Source organism: Ferrovibrio sp. (assembly GCF_019636075.1).
GTDB lineage: Bacteria > Pseudomonadota > Alphaproteobacteria > Ferrovibrionales > Ferrovibrionaceae > Ferrovibrio.
On record NZ_JAHBYG010000044.1, the window covers coordinates 1 to 22,097 of the forward strand.

Below are 22,097 nucleotides of genomic sequence, written 5' to 3' on the forward strand. Positions count from 1 at the left end.
GAAGACCGAAGCGGGAGTCATCTGATATGAGCAGCCTGGTAATTGCCGAACACGATAACGCCTCCATCAAGGCGCCCACCTTCAACACCGTGAGCGCGGCTGCCGCGCTCGGCGGCGAGGTGCATGTGCTGGTGGCCGGCAGCAATGCCGGAGCCGCCGCCGCCGCCGCCGCGAAAATCGCTGGCGTGGCCAAGGTGATCCATGTGGATGCGGCGCATTACGCCAATGGCCTGGCCGAGGCGTTGAGCGTGCTGATCGCCGGTCTGGCCAAGGGCTATAAGGCCGTGCTGGCGCCGGAAACCACCTCGGGCAAGAACGTGCTGCCGCGCGTGGCCGCCCTGCTGGACGTGGCACAGATTTCCGGCATCGTCGCCGTGAAGAGCGAAGATACCTTCGTGCGCCCGATCTATGCCGGCAACGCCATGGCCACCGTGCAGTCGGCTGATCCGATCAAGGTGATCACCGTGCGCACCACCGGCTTCCCCGCCGCTGCCGCCGAAGGCGGTTCGGCTGCCGTGGAAACCGGCACGGCTGCTACCGATCCGGGCCTGTCCAGCTTCAAGGGCCAGGAATTGCAGAAGTCGGATCGTCCGGAACTGACCTCCGCCAAGATCATCATCTCGGGCGGTCGCGGCATGGGTTCGGGCGAGAATTTCAAGCTGATCGAGGCGGTGGCCGACAAGCTGGGCGCCGCCGTGGGCGCCAGCCGCGCCGCCGTGGATGCCGGCTTCGTGCCCAACGATTACCAGGTCGGCCAGACCGGCAAGATCGTGGCGCCGCAACTCTATATCGCGGTGGGCATTTCCGGCGCGATCCAGCATCTCGCCGGCATGAAGGACAGCAAGGTGATCGTCGCCATCAACAAGGATGAAGAAGCGCCGATCTTCCAGGTGGCCGATTACGGTCTGGTGGGCGACCTGTTCAAGGTGCTGCCCGAGCTCGCAGCCGAGCTGGCCAAGTAATCACGTCGCATCGTTCAACAGGCAGTCAGGACATCAGGCATGATCAAGACCATCGGGGTGATCGGCGCGGGTCAGATGGGCAGCGGTATCGCCCATGTCGCCTCCTTGGCGGGCTATGATGTCCTGCTGCAGGATCTCAATGCAGCCCAGTTGGAAAAGGCCGTGGATACGATCGGCGGCAATATGGGCCGCCAGGTCGCCCGTGGCAAAATCAGCGAAGCCGACCGCGCCGGCGCCCTGGGCCGGATCAAGACCGGCACCGAGCTGCGCTTTTTCGACGCCGCCGATATCGTGATCGAAGCGGCGACCGAGAATGAGGCGTTGAAGAAGAAGATCTTCGCCGATCTTTGCCCGGTGTTGCGCCCGGATACCCTTATCGCCACCAACACCTCGTCGATCTCTGTCACCCGCCTGGCTTCCAGCACCGACCGGCCGGAAAAGTTCATGGGCATGCATTTCATGAACCCGGTGCCGGTGATGCAGCTAGTGGAGCTGATCCGTGGCATCGCCACCGAGGAGCCCACCTTCAAGGCGGTGCGCGAGCTGACCGTGAAACTGGGCAAGACCCCGGCCAATGCCGAGGATTTCCCGGCCTTCATCGTCAACCGCATCCTGCTGCCGATGATCAACGAGGCGATCTACACGCTGTATGAGGGCGTGGGTTCGGTGGAAGCCATCGACACCGCCATGCGGCTGGGCGCCAATCATCCGATGGGGCCGTTGCAGCTCGCCGACTTCATCGGCCTGGATACCTGCCTGTCGATCATGCAGGTGCTGTATGAGGGCCTGGCCGACAGCAAATACCGCCCCTGCCCGCTGCTGGTGAAATATGTGGAAGCCGGCTGGCTGGGCAAGAAGGCGCAGCGCGGCTTCTACGATTATCGCGGCGAGCATCCGACGCCCACGCGCTAAAGCACAGCGCCGTTTTTAACGCCGGGCTCCAGGCTGCACCCTGGCCCGGCGTTTTTCATTTCCGCAGCAGCAATTCCGCGATCACAGCCCGCGCCGCATGGCCCGACCAATCGGCCTCGCCCAGCAGGCGCGCCACTTCGCGGCCCTGGCGGTCGATCAAAATCGTGGCGGGTAGCCCGCCGGCATTCCAGGCCCGGGCCGAGCGCATCGTGGTGTCGATATAGGCCGGCAGGTTCTTGGTGCCGAGTTCGTCGAGGAATTTGCGGACTTTCTCGGGCCCGGCACGATCCTGCGCCACGGTAACCACCTTGAAATCCGGATCGGTGATGCTGGCGGCCAGCTTGTCCAGCGAGGGCATCTCGGCCCGGCAGGGAATGCACCAGGTGGCCCAGAGATTCAGCACCACCACCTTGCCTTTGAAGGCCGCAAGCGTCATCTCGGCGCCGTTTTCGTCGCGGAACACCGCGTCCGCCACTGGCTTTGGCGGGTCGCTGACGGTAAGTTTGGCCATATCGCCTTGCAGCGGCAGTGTGCCGGCCCAAGCCAGGGTTGGCAGGCACAGCCCAAGGGCGAGCAGAAATCCTAGCATCGGCAGCTTTAAACGCATCGCATTCCTCATGGCCAAACGCACCACATCATCTAAGCGCACACCGTCATCTAAGGGTACCGCGCCGGCTAAACAAGCCGCCAATTCTCTATGGGGCGGCCGCTTCCAGGCCGGGCCGGCAGCCATCATGATGGAGATCAACGCCTCCATCGGCTTCGACAAGCGGCTTTACCGCCAGGATATTGCCGGTTCTCTGGCCCATTGCGCCATGCTGGTGAAACAGGGCCTGATCACGCCCAAGGAAGGCAAAGCCATCGCCGGCGGGCTGAACACAATTCTGCGTGAGATCGAGGACGGCAAATTCCGCTTCGATCCCAAGCTGGAAGACATCCACATGCATGTGGAAACCCGGCTGACCGAATTGATCGGCAAGGCCGCCGGCCGCCTGCATACCGCACGGTCGCGCAACGACCAGGTGGCCACCGATTTCCGGCTCTGGGTGCGCGATGCCATCGACCGCATCGATGCCGGCCTGGCCGACCTGCAAGCTCGCTTGCTGGCGCGCGCCGAACAGCATGCCGATACCGTGATGCCAGGCTTCACCCATCTGCAGGCCGCCCAGCCGGTGACGCTGGGGCATTACCTGATGGCTTATGTGGAGATGGTGGGGCGCGACCGTGGCCGCTTCCAGGATGCCCGCAAGCGGCTGAATCTCAGCCCGCTGGGTTCGGGCGCGCTGGCCGGCACATCGCTGCCCATCGACCGCCGCGATACCGCCCGCGCGCTGGGTTTCGAGGCCCCCACGGCGAATTCGCTGGATGGCGTGTCGGACCGCGACTTCGCCATAGAATTCCTGTCCGCCGCCGCGCTGTGCGCCGTGCATCTGTCGCGTTTCGCGGAAGAGATCGTGATCTGGTGCTCGGCGCAATTCCGCTTCATCGCGCTGTCGGATGCCTTCACCACCGGCTCGTCGATGATGCCGCAGAAGCGCAATCCCGATGCCGCCGAACTGGTGCGCGGCAAGGTGGGCCGCATCCTGGGGGCGCAGAATGCCTTGCTGGTAACCCTGAAGGGCCTGCCGATGACCTACGGCAAGGACATGCAGGAAGACAAGGAACCCACCTTCGATGCCGCGGATTCCCTGGAGCTGTGCATCGCCGCCACCGCCGGCATGGTGAGCGACTTCACCGCCAACGAAACCCGCCTGCGCGAAAGCGCCGGCGAAGGCTATACCACCGCCACCGATCTGGCCGATTGGTGCGTGCGCAAGCTGGACATCCCGTTCCGCGAAGCGCACCACATCGCCGGCCGCGCCGTGCGCATCGCCGAAGCCGAGGGCAAGCCGCTGGAAGCCTTGAAGCTGGAACAGCTGCAAAGCATCGAGCCGCGCATCACCCGCGATATCTTCTCCGTGCTGGGCGTGGAAAATTCGGTGAAAAGCCGCGTATCGCTGGGCGGCACCGCGCCGAAGAATGTGCGCGCCGAGATCGTGCGCTGGAGAAAACTCCTGAAGCGGAAACAGGCATGATGCGCAAACCGATCCTCTACAGCGTCCTGGCCGCCCTGCTGCTGATCGCGCTGGAAGGCTGCGGCCGCAAGGATGTGCCGGATTATCCGCGCGATGCCGACGAGCGCCCCGCCGCCCTGCCGCGTCGTGGCACGCCCGTTCCCTATAACTGACAGACGTTCCTTATAACCGATAGAAACGCATGACCGCCGATTCCGTATTGTCTGCAATGCCGTGGTTTTCCTATCGCGAGGGCGTGCTGCATGCCGAAGGCGTGCCGTTGTCGGCCATCGCCAAGGCGGTGGGCACGCCTGCCTATGTATATTCGGTGGCGGCGCTGACCGACCGCTACACGGCTTTGTCGGAAGCTTTCGCCGGCCTGCCGGCGCTGATCGCCTATGCCGTGAAGGCCAACGGCAATCTTGCCGTGCTGCGCCATCTGGGCAGCCTGGGCGCCGGCGCCGATGTGGTTTCGGCGGGCGAGATGCAACTGGCCTTGAAGGCCGGCATCGCGCCCAACAAGATCATTTTCGCCGGCGTGGGCAAAACCGCCGATGAAATGCGCGCCGCGCTGCGCGCCGGCAATACCGGGATTTTGCAGTTCAATGTGGAATCCGAGCCGGAGCTGCATCTGCTCTCGCAGGTGGCGACCGAGCTGGGCGTGGTGGCGCCGATTGCCATCCGCATCAATCCCGATATCGACGCCAAGACGCACAAGAAAATCACCACCGGCAAGGCCGAAAATAAATTCGGCATTCCGATTGCCCGGGCACGCGAAATCTATGCCGAGGCGATGAAGCTGCCGGGCATCAAGCCGCTGGCGGTGCATGTGCATATCGGCAGCCAGTTGACCGACCTGGCGCCTTACGATGCCACGTTCGCCCGCCTGGCCGATCTGGTGCGCGAATTGCGCGCCGATGGCGTGCCGCTAGCCCGCATCGATCTGGGCGGCGGCCTGGGTATCCGCTACGACGGCGAGACCGCGCCCGATCCGCGTGCCTATGCCGACCTGGTGCGCAAGCATATCGCGCCGCTGGGCTGCGAACTGGCCCTGGAACCCGGCCGCTTCATCGTGGGCAATGCCGGGCTGCTGCTGTGCGGCGTTACCTATGTGAAACAGGCCGATGCCAAGCGCTTTCTGATTCTCGATGCCGGCATGAACGATCTGATCCGCCCGGCGCTCTACGAAGCCCATCACGGCATTGTGAGTGTGGCCGAACCCGCCGCCGATGCCGTGTATGCACCGGCGGATGTTGTTGGTCCGGTTTGCGAAACCGGCGACACCTTCGCCGAGGAACGCCCGCTGCCGCCGATGCAGGCCGGCGATTTGCTCGCAATTCTTTCGGCCGGTGCGTATAGTGCCGCCATGGCGTCTACGTATAACGCGCGGCCGCTTGCGCCGGAGGTGCTTGTTCATGGCGATCGGTTTGCCATCGTGCGCCGCCGTCCTACCATCGAAGACATGACGGTTCTGGAGACCCAGCCGACATGGCTAGACAAGGCGGCGAGCTGACAAGAAACACCCCAGACGAACCCCGGCAGGATATGCCGGAGGATTTCGCTGTCACCCTGCGCGCCTCGCGGCTGGCATTGTTCTGGGAACGCTTCTGGCCCGCGCTTTATCCCGCCGGCATGGTTGCGGCGGTTTTCCTGATCCTGGTCGGCTTCGATATCTGGCGCTTCACGCCGGTCTGGCTGCATTGGGCGATCCTGGCCGGCTTTGCCCTGCTGCTGGGGGCCAGCCTGTGGCTGGGCCTGCGCGGCTTTCGCCTGCCCAGCGAGACTGACGCCCTGCGGCGGCTGGAAACCGGCAACAAGCTGAGCCACCGCCCGCTCACCCATCTTTCCGACACTCTGGCCGCCGGCCAGAATGATCCCATCGCCGAAGCGCTCTGGTTGGCCCATCGCCGCCGCCTGCTGCAGCGACTGGGCAATGTGCGGGCCGGCTGGCCGGTGGCCGGCTGGTGGCGCATCGACCGTTTGGGCCTGCGGGTGGCGCTGGGCCTGCTGCTGGTGGTGGCCTGGACCAGCCCGGGCGAACAACTGCTGCGCCGCCTGGAAGATGCCGTGAAACCCGGCACGGCCCTGCCGCCCAGCGCGCTGATGACCCTGGATGCCTGGATCGCGCCGCCGCTCTATACCGGCCGTGCGCCGCTTTTCCTGGGCCGCGACGGCAAGCCGGTGCAAACCGCCGCGCTCAACAATGGCCAGGCGAGCGCCGAACCATTGCAAGTGCCCACCGGCAGCGCGTTGAAGCTGCGCCTGCAGGCAGACCGCGCCGACCTCTATTCCGTGAAGCTGGGCAACCGGCAATTGCCGCTCACTGCGCTGGATCAGGCCAATGGCGAGCTGGATCTGGAGATCAACCTCGCCGAGGCCGGCGGCAAGACCAACCTGATCCTGCTGCGCCGCGATGCCCCGGTGGCCGAATGGGCGCTGCAGGTGCTGCCCGATCTGCCGCCCAGCATCGCTTTCGCCGAACCGGCCAAGCAGGACAACCGCGACCGCCGGCTGCCGCAACTGGAATTATCCGTGCAGGGCAGCGACGATTACGGCGTACAGAAGCTGGATATCGAAATCTCCCATCCCGCCAGCAGCGAACTCTGGCTGCTGGACTGGACCGCGCCGCCGGCCGTGGCCGGTGTGTTCAGCGACAAGCGCAGCTTCGATTTCACCGAGCATCCGCTGGCCGGCCAGGAAGTGAACCTGCGCCTGATCGCCACCGATGCCATCGGCCAGACCGGATCGTCGGAAACCATCGTCGCCACCCTGCCCGGTCGGCGCTTCACCCATCCGGTGGCAAAGGCGCTGATCGAACAGCGCCGCGACCTGGCGCTGCGGCCCAATGACCATGCCCGTGTGGCGAAAGCGCTGCGCGCACTCAGTCTGGCGCCGGAGGCCTACCGCGAGGATACCGCCGTGCATCTGGCGCTGCGTATGGCCGCCGCCCGGCTGGGGCTGGATCGCACGGCGAAGGGCCGCGAGTCGGTATCCGCCCTGCTGTGGCAGACCGCCTTGCGCCTGGAAGACGGCCGCTCGAACCTGGCCGAACGGGATTTCCAATCGGCCTATGATCGCCTGCAGGATGCCTTCGACCGCGAGGCAGACGATCCGGAAATCCAGCGCCGCATCCAGGAATTGCGCGAAGCCATGGAGCGCCTGCTGGAAGAGAAGATGCGCGAGGCCATGGAGCGGCTGGCGCGCGGCGAGGAACTCGAGGAAATCCCCGAGGACCAGGACGCCATGGATATGGACGACTTCCAGGACATGATGGATCAGGCCGAGCAGATGGCACGCCAGGGCGAACGCCAAAGCGCCCAGGACATGCTGGAGCAGATGCAGCGCATGCTGGATGCGATGAAGAATATGCGCATCGGCCGCGCTCCTCAGGGCCGCGACCAGCAGGGCCGCAATCAGCAGGGCCGGCCGCAGCGTGGCATGGGCAATCAGCAGATGCAGGAACTGGGCGAGATGATGCGCCAGCAGCAGCAATTGCTGGATCGTAGCTTCCGCCGCGGCCAGCAGCAGGGGCGTGGCCAACAGCAGGGCCAGCCGGGCCAGAATGGCGAAAGCGAGGCCGATGCCCGTCAGCAGGAAGACCTGCGCCGCCGCCTGGGCGAGATGATGAACCGCCTGGCCGAACGCGGCATGCCGATCCCCGATGCCCTGGGCCGGGCCGACCGCGCCATGCGCGATGCCCGCGAGGCCTTGCGCGGCAACGATCCCAACGGCGCCATGCAGGGCCAGAACGATGCCATGGACCAGTTGCGCCAGGGCATGCAGGATTTCCAGCAGGCCGGGCGCGGCAACCCGCAAGGCCAGGCCGATGCCGCCGACAACCGGCAGAACCAGCGCAACCGCAGTCAGCGCGATCCGTTCGGCCGCACCAACAACATGGATGCGCCCAATTCCGCCGAGCAGACGCCCGGCATGGATGGTTTGGAGGGCAGCGCCTTGGACCGCACCCGCCGCATCCTGGAAGAATTGCAGCGCCGCGCCGGCAACCGCGAGCGGCCCACGCTGGAGCGCGAGTATCTGGAGCGCCTGCTGCGCCGCTTCTAAAGCAAAGCCAGGCTCAGTCCGCCAGGGCCTTGTCCACCGCACTGCTGAGATCGGCCATGCTGAAAGGTTTTTGCAGCACCGCGCGCGCCAGATCCACCAGGTCGACGGCGCGGCGGCGCTCGATGGCATAGCCAGACATCATCAGCACCGGCATGGCGGGATAGTCGCGCGCCACCTTCAGAGCCAGTTCAACCCCATCCATGTTGGGCATGGCGATATCGGTGAGCAGCAGATCGTATTTCGTGCGATTGAGCTTGATCAGCGCTTCGGCGCCATCGCCGACGATGGTAACGCCATGGCCGCGGGATTCCAGAACACGACGGATGAATTCCCGCACCGGTATTTCGTCTTCGGCTACCAGAATTTGCGCCATAATGCCTTTATCGCCCGTTCCTTTGCGGCAAGGCTACCACCAGGCGAATCCAAATCAAATCAATATTAAGCATGAAACACATCGGCTGCCTCAGCGATGTGGAATCTCGCCCACGCCAATAATCAGCGATGGCCCAGCGGCGCGAAAGCGATCTCGAGATCCAGCACGTCTTCCTTTTGCGCCGGCAATTTGGCGTTGAAGGGCAGCTTGGCGCCACCGGCGATCTTGTCGTCTTCCAGGGTCAGCGTATAAGCCGCCAGTTCCTTGCCGCCCGCCCCGCGCATGGCCACGCGAATCGGTGGCACCGGCCGAGTCGATTCGCCGACATTCACCACATCGCCGGAAACCTCGATCTTGGTTTCGTTGCCATCGATGATGGTTGCGGATTTCAGGTTGTGCAATTCCAGGCCCAGCCATTCCGCCGGCTCTACATGAATGCCCAGGGATGCATATAGCTTGGCCAATGGCGGATGCAGCGCCACCAGATCGGTGCGCGCCATATAGCCGCCGCCGGCCACGCCCCCGGCGGTGAGGAAGAAAAGCAGCCAGCCCAGCCAGACCATGGAGCCGCGCTTCTTGCCCTTTTCGGCTTTGCGGGCCAGGCCGCTCTCGGCCAGACGGGCGCGGCGGCGCTCGATGGCGGCTTCGGCGGCATCGGGTTCTCCCTCCTCGCTGGCCGCATCCTCGGCATCCTCGAAAGGCGAATGCAGCGGCGGCGGATCGTCTTCCGGCCCGGCATCCGAACCCGGCAGGTCGAATGTGTCGCTCGGAAACATCTGCTCCGGCGTTGGCGGCGGCGGAGGTGGCGGCGGCGGTGGAGGCGGCGGCGGAGGTGGTGGTGGTGGCGGCGGTGGCGGCGGGGGTGGCGCAGGCGGCTCGGGTGGCTTAGGCTCGGCCACAGGTTCCTGTCGCCAGATATGGCGGCAGCGCGTGCAGCGCACCTTGCGTGGGCTGCCACCAAAGATTCCCGGATCGACGGTGAACCGCGTGGCGCAGTTTGGGCAGGTCAGGATCATGCCGTTGAACTGCTTCAGCCCTTTTGTGTTTCACTGGTCTTTCCCTTATAGGATGGACCGGTCCAGGCTGGCAAGCATACCGGGTCTGAGTGCGTAAGCAGGCAGACCGGCAAAAAGCCTGGTAAGCAGGCAAAAGCTGCGTATGCAAGCAGGAGTTTAGGTACGGTGTTGCGGTTTCAGAATGTCGGGATGCGCTACGGGCCAGGGCCCGAAGTGCTGCGCGATGTCAGCTTCACGCTGCCGCCGGGGTCGTTTCACTTCCTCACCGGGCCATCCGGGGCCGGCAAAACCTCGCTGCTGAAACTAATGTACCTGGCGCATCGCCCGAGTCGCGGCGTGATAACCATGTTCGGCCAGGATGTATCCACCGCCCAGCGCGATGCCTTGCCCCTGCTGCGCCGCCGGATCGGGGTGGTGTTCCAGGATTTCCGCCTGCTGGACCATTTGAGCGCTCTGGACAATGTGGCCCTGCCGCTGCGTATCGCTGGTGTGCCGGAAGACCGGGTGACCAACAATGTGGCCGAATTGCTGGCCTGGGTGGGCCTGGGCGACCGGCTGGAAGCCCGCCCGGCCACGCTTTCGGGCGGCGAGAAGCAGCGGCTGGCGATTGCCCGCGCGGTGATCGCCCGGCCCAGCCTGCTGCTGGCCGACGAGCCCACCGGCAACGTAGACCCCGATATGGCCCAGCGGCTGATGTATCTGTTCGTGGAACTGAACAAACTGGGCACCGCCGTGGTGCTGGCCACCCATGATCTGCATCTGCTCGATCGGTTCAAATTTCCCACCCTGCGATTGAAGGGCGGCGAATTGCGGGTGGCGCCGGCGGGGCAGCCTTATTCAGGCCAGGCATCATGACCACACCGGCCCGGCGCATACCATCCGACCTGCGGCTGGAAGCCGATGCATCGGCGCGCTTTCTGCCCTGGGCCCTGGCCGCCATGGTGTTTCTGGCCGTGCTGGCCCTGGCCGGCGCGATGGCGCTGGATAGTGCGGTGAGCCATTGGCGCCAGGGGGTTTCCACCCGCCTCACCGTGCGCATTGCCGATCAGCCCGGCGCGGCGATGGCAGCACGGGTGAATGCGGCCACCGAATTGCTGCGCGCGATGCCCGGCGTGGGCAAGGTTACCCCGCTGGACCGCGACGGCGTGGCCGCCCTGCTGCGGCCCTGGCTGGGCGATCTGGCCAATGCCAGCATGGCCGAAGCCCTGCCGCTGCCCGGTGTGATCGATGTGGAATTGCTGCCCGGCCAGGCCTTGTCGATTCCGGCCCTGGCCACGCGATTGGAAAACACCGTGCCGGGTGCGCAGATCGACGATCCCAAACCCTGGCTGGACCGCCTGGTAAGCCTGGCGCGGCTGCTGCAGGCGGTGGGTTTCGGTGTGGTGCTGGTGGTGGGCCTGGCGGCGATGATGCTGGTGGTGTTTGCCACCCGGGCCGGATTGGCGGCGCGGCGCGACACGATCGAAGTGCTGCACCTGATCGGCGCCGAGGATGCCTATGTGGCGCGGCAATTCCAGCGCCATGTTTCCAGGCTGGCCATGCTGGGCGGCCTGGCCGGATGGCTGCTGGCCATTCTGCTGCTGCTGGCGATTCTGCTGCTGGCCGGCAATGTGGGCCGCGGCATGCTGCCCGATATCGGCCTTGCCTGGTGGCATTGGCCGCTGCTGCTGGCGCTGCCATTGCTGGGCTGGGCGCTGGCGGTGTTCACCGCACGGCTGACCGTGCTTGGCGAATTGCGGCGGATGTTATAGTAGGGGCCGATGCTATTGGATTCCGGGCCATGTTGATCCTGCTCGACCGCGACGGCGTGTTGAACCAAGACCGCGCCGATTATGTGAAATCGCCCGCCGAATGGGTGCCGATTCCTGGCATCGGCCCAGCCATCGCGGCGCTGAATGCGCGTGGCTGGAAGGTTGTGATCTGCACCAATCAGGCCTGCATCGGCAAGGGCATCATCGACGAAGCGATGCTGGACCGGATTCACGATGCCATGCGCGCGCATATCGCCGTCGATGGCGCCAGGATAGACGACATCCTGTTCGCCCCCGATCCGCCTTGGGCGCAGACCGAACGCCGCAAACCCGGCCCCGGCATGATGCGCGAGGCGATGGCGAAATACCGTGAGCGGCCGGACAACACGGTTTTCATCGGCGACACCGATACCGACATGCTGGCCGCCAGCCGCGCCGGTTGCCGCCGCATATTGGTGCGCAGCGGCAAGGGCGCCGCCACCCTGGCCAAGGGCCTGCCGCCGGAAGCCGCCCCGGTGGCGGTGTTCGCCGATCTGGCCGAGGCCGTGCAACGCCTGCTGGCCGATGGAGCGGAGGCAGCGCCGCTATGATCCGGCATGCCGCCTTGCTGGTGCTGGCCATCGGCCTGCTGCTGCTGGGCGGCCTGCTGACCTTTCTGCGCCAGGTGGATCTGCCGCCGGTCAGCGTGATCGAGCAGCATAACGACGGCATCGTGGTATTGACCGGGGGCACAGCACGGCTGGCCAGCGCGGTGCGCCTGCTGCAGGAGAATTTCGCCGACCGGCTGTTCATCTCAGGCGCCGGACAGGGCGTGAGCAAGGCCTCGCTGATCCAGGCGCTGGCCACCACCCAGGGCCACAATATCAGCGAGATCGAACTGGCCGCCTTGATGGAATGCTGCATCGATATCGGCTTCGAGGCCGCCGATACCGCCGGCAATGCAGTGGAAAGCGCGGCCTGGGCCGGATCGCATGGCTACAGCGCGCTGCTGCTGGTGACGGCGAATTACCACATGCCGCGTGCGCTGGTGGAATTCCGCCGCCGCATGCCCGGAATGCAGATCACGCCCCATCCGGTGCAGCCGGATTTCCTGCGCGTGCAGGATTGGTGGCGCCAACGCTCGGCCGGGCTGTTCCTGGTGGGCGAATATCTGAAATACGTGGCAGCCCTGCTGCGGGCGCGGATCGAGGATGGCGTGGATGCCCTGCTCGGCGCCGGCGAGGCCGGCTGAACATGACGGCATTGATTTCAAAATTGCGCGGTTTGATCTTCAAGATCAGCTTCCTGCTCTGGACCGCGATAATGGCGCTCTACAGCCTGCCGCTGATGCTCGTGATGCAAAACCCGCGCGACCGCCTGATCCCGATCAGTCGGCGCTGGGCCCATGGCGTGGATTGGCTGCTATGCCGGATCGTCGGCGTTGATGTCGAAATCCAGGGCCACGAGCATCTGCCCGCCGGCGGCGCCTACATGCTGGCCTGCAAGCATCAATCGCAATGGGATACCTCGGTGGTGCTGCGGCTGTTCGACGATCCCGCCGTGGTGCTGAAGCAGGAATTGCTGCGCATCCCGGTCTATGGCCGCTTCGCCCACATGCTGGGCATGATAGCCGTGGACCGCGATGGCGGCGCCCGTGCCCTCAAGGCGATGTTGCGCGCCGCCGCCGAAGCCGCCCGGCAGGGCCGCGTGCTGGTGATCTTTCCGCAGGGCACCCGCACCCGGCCCGGCGAAGCTGCGCCCTATCAGCCCGGCGTGGCAGCGATCTACCGCGAAACCGGGGTACCAGTGGTGCCGGCAACGGTGAATTCCGGCTTTGTCTGGCCCAAACATGGCTGGCCCCGCCTGGTCGGCCATCGCCCCCGCCCGAAAATCGTGCTGCGCTTCCTGCCCGCCATCGCGCCCGGCCTGAAACGCGACGCCTTCATGGCCGAACTGGAGCAGCGGATCGAGGGCGGCACCGCCCAGCTTGAAGCGGAAACCCGGCGCCACCTGGGGCTTTGACAGGGGTGCCGGACAGGGCTGTGCATAAGTCTTATCCACAGCCTGTCGATAATCTGGAAAAAATCGAATTTCCCTTTAACCACAATATATTGATTCGCAAGGCCGGTGGGCCAAGCTGTTGAAACAATAATAGAACATTGTGTTGACTCACGGCCCAGCGGCGCTACACTTTTCTATCGCTGCAAGCCGCACCGGAAAAACCACCCATGTCGCCCACCGCACCGATCTCGCAACAGATCTGGGACATGAAATACCGCCTGAAAGGGCCGGACGGGCATCCTCTGGATCAGACCATCGAGGATAGCTGGGCGCGTATTGCCACGGCTTTGGCAGCCGCCGAACCCGACGCCCCGCGCTGGCAGCCGGAATTCCTGGAGGCCCTGCGCGATTTCAAATTCCTACCCGCCGGGCGCATCGTGGCCGGCGCGGGCAGCGCCCGCAAGGTGACGCTGTTCAACTGCTTCGTGATGGGCACCGTGCCCGACGACATGGCGGGCATCTTCGAGCATCTGAAGGAAGCCGCGCTGACCATGCAGCAGGGCGGCGGCATCGGCTATGATTTCTCCACCCTGCGGCCGCGCGGCGCATTGGTGAAGGGCGTGGGCGCCGATGCCTCGGGGCCGCTGAGCTTCATGGATGTGTGGGATGCCATGTGCCGCACCATCATGTCGGCCGGGCATCGGCGCGGCGCGATGATGGCCACCCTGCGCTGCGACCATCCCGATATCGAAGCCTTCATCGAGGCCAAACGCGATCCGGGCCGGCTGCGCATGTTCAATCTGTCGGTGCTGGCCACCGACGATTTCATGCAGGCGGTGCGCGAAAACCAGCCCTGGGATTTGAAGTTCAACGGCACGGTATTCAAAACCGTGCAGGCGCGCGATTTGTGGGACCGCATCATGCGCGCCACCTACAGCTATGCCGAACCGGGCGTGATCTTCATCGACCGCATCAACCGCCGCAACAACCTGCATTACTGCGAAACCATCGCGGCAACCAATCCTTGCGTGGCGGCCGAAACCTGGGTCCACACCACCGATGGCCCGCGCCAGGTACGCGACCTGATCGGCCGACGGTTCACGGGGCTGGTGGATGGCACAGCCCATGCCAGCGGCCCGCAGGGATTTTTCGCCACCGGCCAAAAGCCGGTGCTGAAACTGCAAACGCGGCAAGGCCACAGCCTGCGCCTGACCGCCGATCATCCGTTGCTGAAAGTGACGCGACAGACCCGCTGGTCGCAGGAAACCGCATGGACCAAGGCCGGGGACCTGCAGCCCGGCGATGCGATTCTCCTGCACGATCATACTGCCGCCACCGATTGGGGCGGCCCGTATGGCGAGGCCGAAGGCTATCTGATCGGCCTGCTGCTGGGCGATGGCACCCTGAAAGCCGACAAGGCGGTGCTGAGCGTGTGGCGCAAGCGCGCTGCTGCCAATGGCGATACATCGCCCGATGGGGCAGACGGCATCATGGCCGCCGCGCTGACGGCAGCCGAGAGCCTGCCGCATCGCGCGGATTTCAAGGGCTGGATGGCGGTGGCCGGGCGCGAAGAATACCGTATGGCTCCCGCCGCGCTCAAACATCTGGCGCTGGAGCTGGGCCTGCAACCCGGCATGCCGAAAGCCATCACGCCCGCCATGGAAAGCGCTTCCGCGGCCTTCCAGCGTGCCTTGCTGCGCGGGCTGTTCGATACCGACGGTTCGGTGCAGGGCAGCCAGGCCAAGGGGGTTAGCGTCCGCCTGGCGCAAAGCGATCTGGCTCTGCTGCAAGCCGTTCAACGCATGCTGCTGCGGTTCGGCATCAATGCCGTACTGTATCGGGATCGGCGCGAGGCGGCGATGCGAGCCATGCCCGATGGCAAGGGCGGCATGCGCGATTACGGTTGCGCCGCCCAGCATGAACTGGTGATCGCGCGCCACGGCGTGGGGCGTTTCGCGGACAGTATCGGCTTCCATGACGGCGCCAAGGCCGCGCGGCTGCGCAGCCTGCTTTCCGCCTATCGCCGCCGGCCGAATGCCGAGCGTTTCACCGCCGAGGTGGAAAGCCTGCTGCCCGATGGCGTGGAAACCGTTTACGACGTGCAGATTCCCGGCGTGAATGCCTTCGATGCCAACGGGCTATACGCGCATAATTGCGGCGAACAGCCGCTGCCGCCTTATGGCGCCTGTTTGCTGGGGTCGATCAATCTCGCGCGCCTGGTGCGCAATCCGTTCGAGGCCGATGCGGCGCTGGACATGGCCGCGCTGCAAAGCCTGACCGCCACCGCGATCCGGATGATGGACAACACCATCGACGTCTCGAATTTTCCATTGCCGCAGCAGCAGGCCGAGGCCCAGGCCAAGCGCCGTATCGGGCTGGGCGTGACCGGGCTGGCCGACGCCCTGATCATGGTGGGCGCGCGTTATGGCAGCAAAGCCTCGCTGGATTTGATCGAAAGCTGGATGCGGCATTTACGCGATGCGGCTTATCGCGCCTCGATCGACCTGGCGCGTGAAAAAGGCGCCTTCCCGCTGTTCGACCGCGAAGCCTATCTGGCCGGCGAAAGCATCCGGGAATTGCCTGACGATATCCGCGCCGGCATCGCGCAGCATGGCATCCGCAACGCGCTGCTTACCTCGATTGCGCCAACCGGCACGATCTCGCTGTTTGCCGACAATATCTCCTCGGGCCTGGAGCCGGTGTTTGCCTTTTCCTATACCCGCGCCGTGCTGATGCCCGATGGCACGCGCCGCGAGGAGGACGTGAGCGATTATGCCCTGCGGCTGTATCGCCGCCTGAAAGGCGAGACCGCGCCGCTGACGGATGCTTTTGTGGATGCGCAAAGCCTGAGTCCCGCCGATCATGTGCGCGTGCAGGCCGCCGTGCAGAAATATGTCGACAGCTCGATTTCCAAGACCATCAACGTGCCGGAAGATATCGGCTTCGATGCCTTCAAGGACGTATACCTGATGGCCTATGAAAACGGCTGCAAGGGCTGCACCACCTATCGCCCCAACGACGTGACCGGATCGGTGCTGCAGGCCAAACCGGCGCAGAAGCCGGCCCCGAAGGCGGAGCAGACAGAATTGCCGCTGGCGCCCGCCACGCGCCTGGCCGCGCAACCGGTGGCCACCCTGCCGCCGAAATCCCGCGACCCGGCCCTCAATCTTTCTGGTAGCGGCGTGGTTTACATGACCCGGCCGCTGGACCGCCCCGAGGCCCTGCCCGGCCGCACCTACAAGCTGGTCTGGCCGGATTCCGAACACGCGATGTACATCACCATCAACGACATCGTGCAGGATGGCCGGCGCCGACCGTTCGAAGTGTTCATCAACTCGAAGAATACCGAACATTATGCCTGGACCGTGGCGCTCACCCGCATGATCTCGGCGGTATTCCGGCGCGGCGGCGATGTCAGCTTCGTGGTGGACGAATTGAAGGCGGTGTTCGATCCGCGCGGCGGCCATTGGTCCGGCGGCCGCTATGTGCCCTCGCTGCTGGCGGCGCTGGGCGAGGTGATCGAGCGCCACCTGATCGATATCGGCTTCATGGCAGACCCCGATGCGAAGCGCGAGGAAAGCGCCACGCTGGCCCTGGCCGCCAACGCCGAAACACCCAAGCCGCTTTCCGGCCTGCGGCAATGCCCGAAATGCGGCCAACCCAGCCTGATCAAGCTGGAAGGCTGCGATACCTGCACCTCTTGCGGCTATAGTAAATGCGGCTGATTTCTCTATACTGACGGTAGCAATACCCGCAAAAAGCTAGCCGGCCTCCATGTCGACTCAGAAACAACCCTTCAAGCGCCGCATCTACCTGCCTGGCCAGACAATATTCAAACAGGGCGACCGCGGCGATTGCATGTTTTTCATCGAGAAGGGTACGGTGCGTCTGACACGGTCCGACGCCAGCGGCGATTTCGAGATCGGCAAGGTTCTGGCCGGCGGCATCTTTGGCGAGATGGCGCTGATCGACGACAAGCCGCGCTCGGCCTCTGCGATGGCCGTGGATGAATCCGTATTGCATGAAGTGCCGGGCGACATGTTGAAACAAAAACTGGCCACAGCCGATCCTTTTCTGCGCAAGCTGGTGCAGATTCTGTCCAGCAATCTGCGGCAATCCCTAGTGCCGCCCAAGCCGCCCGAAAATTCATGACCGCCGCCGGCCCGTCCGCCGCTGCCATCAAGGCTGTGTTGTGGGATTTCGGCGGCGTGATCCTGACAAGCCCGTTCGAGGCTTTCCGCCGCTTCGAGGCCGCGCGCGGCCTGCCGCAGGATTTCATCCGCGGCGTAAACAGCCGCAATCCGCATAGCAATGCCTGGGCGCGGTTCGAGCGTGGCGAGATCGATGCCGCGGGCTTCGGCACGCTGTTTCTCGCGGAAAGCACCGCTCTTGGCCATGCGCTGCATGGATCGGAGATCCTGCCGCTGATATCGGGCGATTTGCGGCCGCGCATGGTGGCCGCCCTGCGCAAGCTGCGCGGCACCTACAAAACCGCCTGCCTCACCAACAACATGCCGTTGGGCCATGGCGCCGGCATGGCGCAGGATAGCGGCAAGGCGGCTGCCATCGCCGACGTGCTGAGCCTGTTCGATGCCGTGGTGGAATCCAGCAAGGTGGGCGTGCGCAAGCCCGAACCGGCCTTTTACGAGCATGCTTGCAAGCTGCTGCAAATCGCACCCACCGAAGCGGTGTTCCTGGACGATCTGGGCATCAACCTGAAACCCGCCGCCGCCATGGGCATGCGCACCATCAAGGTGGGCGATCCCGATCTGGCATTAGCGGAATTGAGCAGCCTGCTGGGCCAACCTCTGCCATGAGCGGCCCTGCAACGGATTTTCTGCAATCCGATTTCGGCCTGCTGGCAGACCTGCTTCGCCTGCATGCCATCGAACAACCCGGCAAGCCGGCGCTGATGCAGGATGACGCCCCGGATCGCCCCGCCGCCACGATCAGCTATGCGGCGCTGGATGCCACGATGGATCGCATCGCCGCAGCCTTGCAGCGCGACGGCCTCGGCAAGGGCGATGCCATCGCCGTCGTTGCCGCCACATCATTGAATTATGCCATGCTGTATCTCGGCACCTTGCGGGCCGGCCTGGCGGTGGCGCCGCTGGCGCCGTCTTCCACGCCGGAAAGCCTGGCGGCGATGGCGTTGGATGCGGATGCGAAAATCCTGTTCCTGGATGCCGATGCGGAGGCTGCCCTGGCCAGCCTGCCGCCCGGCTTGGCTTCCGGCCGGTTCCGGCGCATCCGGCTGGATGACGGCAGCTTCGAAGCCTGGCTGGCGCCGGAAGGCAGCAAGCCACGGCCGGTCGATATCGCACCGGATGATGCCTTCAACATCATCTACTCTTCCGGCACCACCGGCACGCCGAAAGGCATCGTGCAACCGCACCGCATGCGCTGGGGCCATGTGCGGCGCGGCGCCTTCTATGGCTATGATGCAAACAGCATCACGCTGCTCTCCACGCCGCTCTATTCCAACACCACGCTGACCAGCTTCTTCCCCACGCTCGGACTGGGCGGCTGTGCGCTGCTGATGGCGAAATTCGATCCGCAGAAATACCTGCAACTGGCCGAGAAGCACCGCGTCACTCACACCATGCTGGTGCCGGTGCAATATGCCCGCCTGTTACAGCGCGAGGATTTCGGACGCTACGACCTGTCGGCCTTTCGCGGCAAATTCTCCACCAGCGCGCCGCTCAGCGCCGAATTGAAGGCCGATATCCTGAAACGCTGGCCCGGCGGCATGACCGAAGTATATGGCATGACCGAAGGCGGCGGCGCCTGCCTGCTGCAGGCGCATCTGTTTCCCGACAAGCTGCATACCGTGGGCCGCCCTGCCCCCGGCCATGTGATAAAGCTGATCGACGATGCCGGCCACGAAGTGGCTGCTGGCGAAACCGGCGAGATCGTGGGTCATTCCGGCGCGATCATGAACGGCTACCACAATCAGCCGGACAAGACCGCCGAGGCGGAATGGTTCGATACGCAAGGCCGGCGCTATATCCGCACCGGCGATATCGGCCGTTTCGATGAGGATGGTTTCCTGATCCTGCTGGATCGCAAAAAAGACCTGATCATTTCCGGCGGCTTCAACATCTATCCCAGCGATCTGGAAGCCACGCTGAGCATGCATCCAGCCGTGGCGGAATGCGCCGTGGTAGGGGTGCCGTCCGAACGCTGGGGCGAAACCCCGATGGGCTTCGCGGTGCTGAAACCGGGCGCTACGGATACGGCCGAGACAATACTGGCCGCCACCAATGCGCAACTGGGCAAAACCCAGCGGCTGGCCGGCCTGCATCTGCTGGATACGCTGCCGCGCAGCGCGATCGGCAAGATTCTCAAACGCGACCTACGCGCGATGCTGCCGCCAGGCTAACCCTGATGAAGCGCCCTAACGATGCCCCAGGATGGGATGCGGCTTGTAGGGCTCTTCCAGTAAGGCAATCTCTTCCGGCTCTAGTTTCAGCTCCAGCGCAGCCAAGGCATCCTCCAGATGCGCTGGCTTGCTGGCGCCGATGATCGGCGCACTGACCGCAGACTTGCTCAAAATCCAGGCCAGCGCGATCTGTGCCGGCTTCACGCCGCGCTTCTGCGCCAGATCGGCAGCGCGTTCGGCGATGGTGAAATCGCCGGGCTGGTAATAGAGATTCTGGGCGAAATCGTCGGTCTTGGCGCGCACGGTATCGCCCCAGCCCTGTTTCAGGCGATTGCCGGCCAGGAAACCGCGCGCCAGCGGCGACCACGGAATCACCCCGATGCCCATGGCGCGGCAAAGCGGCAACATCTCGCGCTCTTCCTCGCGGTAGACCAGGTTGTAGTGGTTCTGCATGGTGACGAAACGCGCCCAACCATTGGCGCGCTGGCGATGCAGCGCATCGGCGAATTGCCAGGCATACATGGAAGACGCCCCGATATAGAGCGCCTTGCCGGCCTTCACCACGTCATGCAACGCTTCGAGGGTTTCCTCGACCGGCGTGAGCGGATCGTAGCGATGGATCTGGTAGAGATCGACATATTCCACGCCCAGACGCCGCAGGCTGGCATCGATGGCCTGCATGATATGCTTGCGCGACAGGCCGGCCTGATTGGGATGCGGCCCCATCGGGTTGTACACCTTGGTGGCCAGCACGATCTCGTCGCGCTTGGCGTATTTCTTCAGCATGCGGCCGGTGATCTGCTCGGACACCCCGAGCGAATACATGTCTGCCGTATCGAAAAAATTGATGCCGGCTTCCACGGCCCGGCGAAAAAACGGTTCGCTGGCGGCTTCATCGAGCACCCACTCGCGCCAGCCGGGATCGCCATAGGTCATGCAACCCAGGCAGAGCCGCGATACCGACATACCGGTGGAACCGAGTTTGATCATCTGCATGGTCAGGATCCCTGTATGGCCTTGGCGGAGTGTAGCCGACGCACCTCGGCCAGCAAACCATGCAGAGGGCCATCGCCGATACCCAAGGCATCGAGATGGGACACCGTGTTGGCCAGGTAATCCAAATTCGGCCCGCGTCGGCCATGGGCGGCAGCAATCACCTGGGCGGTTTGCGGCAGATCAAGCTGGCCGGCATATTGCCGGTGCTTGTGATCCGCCACAAAAGCCAGCACGCGGCGGCGCTGGCCCGCCATTTCGGCGACATGGAAGCCAGGCCGGTACACGCCGGAAAACATCTCTCGGCGATACAGATAATCGATGGTGGCTTCGTGATGCCGCTTGGCGACGCGGAAGGCAATGCCGAGGCACGAGCCGCCCGGCTTCAAACCCAGCACCAGGCCCGGCGCTTCCGGCGTGCCGCGATAGCGATGCGACCAGACGCAGAAAGCGCGGTGATAACCCCAGAGCCGCGACGTGGCCCGCTCCTCCACCGGAAAACCAGGATCCCACATCAGCGAGCCATAGCCGAAGACCCAGAGTTCCTCGCCCCTGGGCACTTTGATGCGCGGATAATCCGGCGCCTGCTCGCCCGGCAGGGGTTCTTCGGCTTCGAAGGGAATGTGATTCTTGCGGCTCATCGGGCTTTGCAATCGGCCAGTCTTACAATCCACCACGCTTTGCGCTTCACGGCTATTTGCGCCTTACGTCTATTTACGATTGACCAGGGCGACCCCCAGCATGGTCAGCGCCATGCCGAGCAGCGCCAGCCAGCCCAACCGCTCATCGAACAGGAAATACGCTACCAGCGCCGTGCAGGGCGGCACCAGGAAGAACAGGCTGGAGACCTGGGCCGCCGCACCGCGCCGGATCAGCAGGAAAAGCAGACTGATGGCACCCAGCGACAATACTATGCAGAGCCAACCCAGCGCGAACAAGAATTCCTCATGCCAGACGATAATCCGGTTTTCGAAAAGCAGCGCGAACGGCGCGAGCGCAACCACGCAGACGGCATACTGGATGGCATTGCCGCTGCGCAGATCCAGGCCGGGACAGAATTTCTTCTGATACACCGTGCCGATGGTAATGCCGAACAGGCCCAGCACCGCCAACCCATAGCCCAACGGCGAACCGATACCGATATCGAGTTTGCTCCACACCACCAGCAGAACCCCGGCCAGGCCGAGCAGCAGGCCCAGCCATTGCCGCCGGCTGATCTGCTCGCCCAGCAGCGGGCCGGCGGCTGCCGCCACCAGCAGCGGCTGGATGCCGGCGATCACCGCAACGACCCCCGACGGCACGCCCAGATACATCGCGGTGAAAACGCCTCCCAGATAGGTGGCATGCAGTAGCATGCCGGCCACCGCGATATGCCCGATTGCGGCCCAGCTTTTCGGCCAGGGCGCACTGGTAAGACCCGCAAAGCCAGCCAGCAATACGGTTACGATGGCAAAGCGCACAACCAGAAAGGTGATCGGTTCGGCATAGGGCAGCCCAAGCTTGCCGCCGATAAAGCCGGTGGACCAGAGCAGCACGAACAGGCCGGGCATCATTGCCAGGACAAGGCCTGATTGACCCGCAGCAGAGTGGGTCGAAGCAGGCTGATCGGACG

22 protein-coding genes and 1 pseudogene are annotated in these 22,097 nt (G+C 64.5%); 16 read left to right on the plus strand and 7 right to left on the minus strand.

Going from position 1 to position 22,097, the window contains the following annotated elements:
* The first annotated feature begins 26 nt into the window (after positions 1-26).
* A complete protein-coding gene (locus KF827_RS15995) occupies positions 27-962 on the plus strand; it encodes an FAD-binding protein (protein ID WP_291007508.1) in 936 nt (311 codons plus the stop codon).
* A gap of 39 nt (positions 963-1,001) precedes the next feature.
* Entirely contained in the window at positions 1,002-1,874 is an 873-nt protein-coding gene (locus KF827_RS16000) for a 3-hydroxybutyryl-CoA dehydrogenase (RefSeq protein ID WP_291007510.1), read from the plus strand.
* 55 nt (positions 1,875-1,929) lie between these two features.
* On the opposite strand, the gene KF827_RS16005 is transcribed toward KF827_RS16000, so the two are convergent.
* Positions 1,930-2,481 carry a TlpA disulfide reductase family protein gene (locus KF827_RS16005; protein ID WP_291007512.1) on the minus strand — a complete coding sequence of 184 codons (552 nt, stop codon included), beginning with the start codon at positions 2,479-2,481 and terminating at the stop codon, positions 1,930-1,932.
* A 10-nt stretch (positions 2,482-2,491) separates the two neighbouring features.
* On the opposite strand from KF827_RS16005, the gene argH reads away from it, so the two are divergent.
* The 4 genes from argH to KF827_RS16025 are packed head-to-tail and all read left to right on the plus strand — an operon-like array spanning position 2,492 to position 7,990.
* Positions 2,492-3,949: an argininosuccinate lyase gene (argH, locus tag KF827_RS16010; RefSeq protein ID WP_291007514.1), complete on the plus strand. Its 1,458-nt coding sequence runs from the start codon at positions 2,492-2,494 to the stop codon at positions 3,947-3,949.
* Positions 3,946-4,101 carry a hypothetical protein gene (locus tag KF827_RS16015; protein ID WP_291007516.1) on the plus strand — a complete coding sequence of 52 codons (156 nt, stop codon included), beginning with the start codon at positions 3,946-3,948 and terminating at the stop codon, positions 4,099-4,101. Before argH ends, KF827_RS16015 begins: the two co-directional genes overlap by 4 nt.
* Before the next feature lie 56 nt (positions 4,102-4,157).
* The gene (lysA, locus tag KF827_RS16020; RefSeq protein WP_291007572.1) at positions 4,158-5,441 is read left to right on the plus strand and encodes a diaminopimelate decarboxylase; all 1,284 of its coding nucleotides are present in this window, start codon (positions 4,158-4,160) and stop codon (positions 5,439-5,441) included.
* Entirely contained in the window at positions 5,417-7,990 is a 2,574-nt protein-coding gene (locus KF827_RS16025; protein ID WP_291007518.1) for a TIGR02302 family protein, read from the plus strand. Before lysA ends, KF827_RS16025 begins: the two co-directional genes overlap by 25 nt.
* 13 nt (positions 7,991-8,003) lie before the next feature.
* Here the strand turns inward: KF827_RS16025 and KF827_RS16030 are convergent, their stop codons facing one another.
* Positions 8,004-8,363 carry a response regulator gene (locus KF827_RS16030; protein ID WP_291007520.1) on the minus strand — a complete coding sequence of 120 codons (360 nt, stop codon included), beginning with the start codon at positions 8,361-8,363 and terminating at the stop codon, positions 8,004-8,006.
* 122 nt (positions 8,364-8,485) lie between these two features.
* The gene (locus KF827_RS16035; RefSeq protein WP_291007522.1) at positions 8,486-9,139 is read right to left on the minus strand and encodes a DUF3426 domain-containing protein; all 654 of its coding nucleotides are present in this window, start codon (positions 9,137-9,139) and stop codon (positions 8,486-8,488) included.
* Here KF827_RS16035 and KF827_RS16040 point away from each other — a divergent pair.
* Positions 9,121-9,252 (plus strand): hypothetical protein, encoded by a 132-nt coding sequence (locus KF827_RS16040; RefSeq protein ID WP_291007524.1) that lies wholly within the window; start codon positions 9,121-9,123, stop codon positions 9,250-9,252. The genes KF827_RS16035 and KF827_RS16040 overlap by 19 nt on opposite strands.
* A gap of 31 nt (positions 9,253-9,283) precedes the next feature.
* On the opposite strand, the pseudogene KF827_RS19540 reads toward KF827_RS16040, so the two are convergent.
* Positions 9,284-9,379, minus strand: a pseudogene (locus tag KF827_RS19540) (zinc-ribbon domain-containing protein); the annotation flags it as partial.
* Positions 9,380-9,544: 165 nt separating this feature from the next.
* Between KF827_RS19540 and ftsE the strand changes: the two are divergent.
* The 9 genes from ftsE (at position 9,545) to KF827_RS16085 (ending at position 19,492) form a co-directional block, all read left to right on the plus strand.
* Positions 9,545-10,234, plus strand: coding sequence for a cell division ATP-binding protein FtsE (gene ftsE, locus KF827_RS16045; RefSeq protein ID WP_291007526.1), 690 nt, complete (start codon positions 9,545-9,547; stop codon positions 10,232-10,234).
* Entirely contained in the window at positions 10,231-11,130 is a 900-nt protein-coding gene (locus KF827_RS16050; protein ID WP_291007528.1) for an FtsX-like permease family protein, read from the plus strand. The genes ftsE and KF827_RS16050 overlap by 4 nt, the downstream gene beginning before the upstream one ends.
* A 29-nt stretch (positions 11,131-11,159) precedes the next feature.
* A complete protein-coding gene (locus tag KF827_RS16055; RefSeq protein WP_291007530.1) occupies positions 11,160-11,720 on the plus strand; it encodes an HAD-IIIA family hydrolase in 561 nt (186 codons plus the stop codon).
* Positions 11,717-12,361 carry a YdcF family protein gene (locus tag KF827_RS16060; RefSeq protein ID WP_291007532.1) on the plus strand — a complete coding sequence of 215 codons (645 nt, stop codon included), beginning with the start codon at positions 11,717-11,719 and terminating at the stop codon, positions 12,359-12,361. Before KF827_RS16055 ends, KF827_RS16060 begins: the two co-directional genes overlap by 4 nt.
* 2 nt (positions 12,362-12,363) lie before the next feature.
* Entirely contained in the window at positions 12,364-13,131 is a 768-nt protein-coding gene (locus tag KF827_RS16065) for a lysophospholipid acyltransferase family protein (RefSeq protein ID WP_291007533.1), read from the plus strand.
* Positions 13,132-13,337: 206 nt separating this feature from the next.
* The gene (locus KF827_RS16070; RefSeq protein ID WP_291007536.1) at positions 13,338-16,835 is read left to right on the plus strand and encodes an LAGLIDADG family homing endonuclease; all 3,498 of its coding nucleotides are present in this window, start codon (positions 13,338-13,340) and stop codon (positions 16,833-16,835) included.
* 49 nt (positions 16,836-16,884) lie between these two features.
* Complete coding sequence (locus tag KF827_RS16075) at positions 16,885-17,262, plus strand: cyclic nucleotide-binding domain-containing protein (protein WP_291007538.1); 378 nt, start codon at positions 16,885-16,887, stop codon at positions 17,260-17,262.
* Entirely contained in the window at positions 17,259-17,927 is a 669-nt protein-coding gene (locus KF827_RS16080; RefSeq protein WP_291007540.1) for an HAD-IA family hydrolase, read from the plus strand. The genes KF827_RS16075 and KF827_RS16080 overlap by 4 nt, the downstream gene beginning before the upstream one ends.
* A complete protein-coding gene (locus tag KF827_RS16085; RefSeq protein WP_291007542.1) occupies positions 17,924-19,492 on the plus strand; it encodes a class I adenylate-forming enzyme family protein in 1,569 nt (522 codons plus the stop codon). Before KF827_RS16080 ends, KF827_RS16085 begins: the two co-directional genes overlap by 4 nt.
* 15 nt (positions 19,493-19,507) lie before the next feature.
* Here the strand turns inward: KF827_RS16085 and KF827_RS16090 are convergent, their stop codons facing one another.
* From KF827_RS16090 to KF827_RS16100, 3 genes are all read right to left on the minus strand, one after another.
* Positions 19,508-20,488 (minus strand): aldo/keto reductase, encoded by a 981-nt coding sequence (locus KF827_RS16090; RefSeq protein WP_291007544.1) that lies wholly within the window; start codon positions 20,486-20,488, stop codon positions 19,508-19,510.
* A 2-nt stretch (positions 20,489-20,490) separates the two neighbouring features.
* A complete protein-coding gene (locus KF827_RS16095; RefSeq protein WP_291007546.1) occupies positions 20,491-21,126 on the minus strand; it encodes a gamma-glutamylcyclotransferase in 636 nt (211 codons plus the stop codon).
* Positions 21,127-21,195: 69 nt separating this feature from the next.
* On the minus strand, positions 21,196-22,038 hold the full coding sequence (locus KF827_RS16100; RefSeq protein WP_367273146.1) for a DMT family transporter: 843 nt from the start codon (positions 22,036-22,038) through the stop codon (positions 21,196-21,198).
* Between the last annotated feature and the right edge of the window lie 59 nt (positions 22,039-22,097).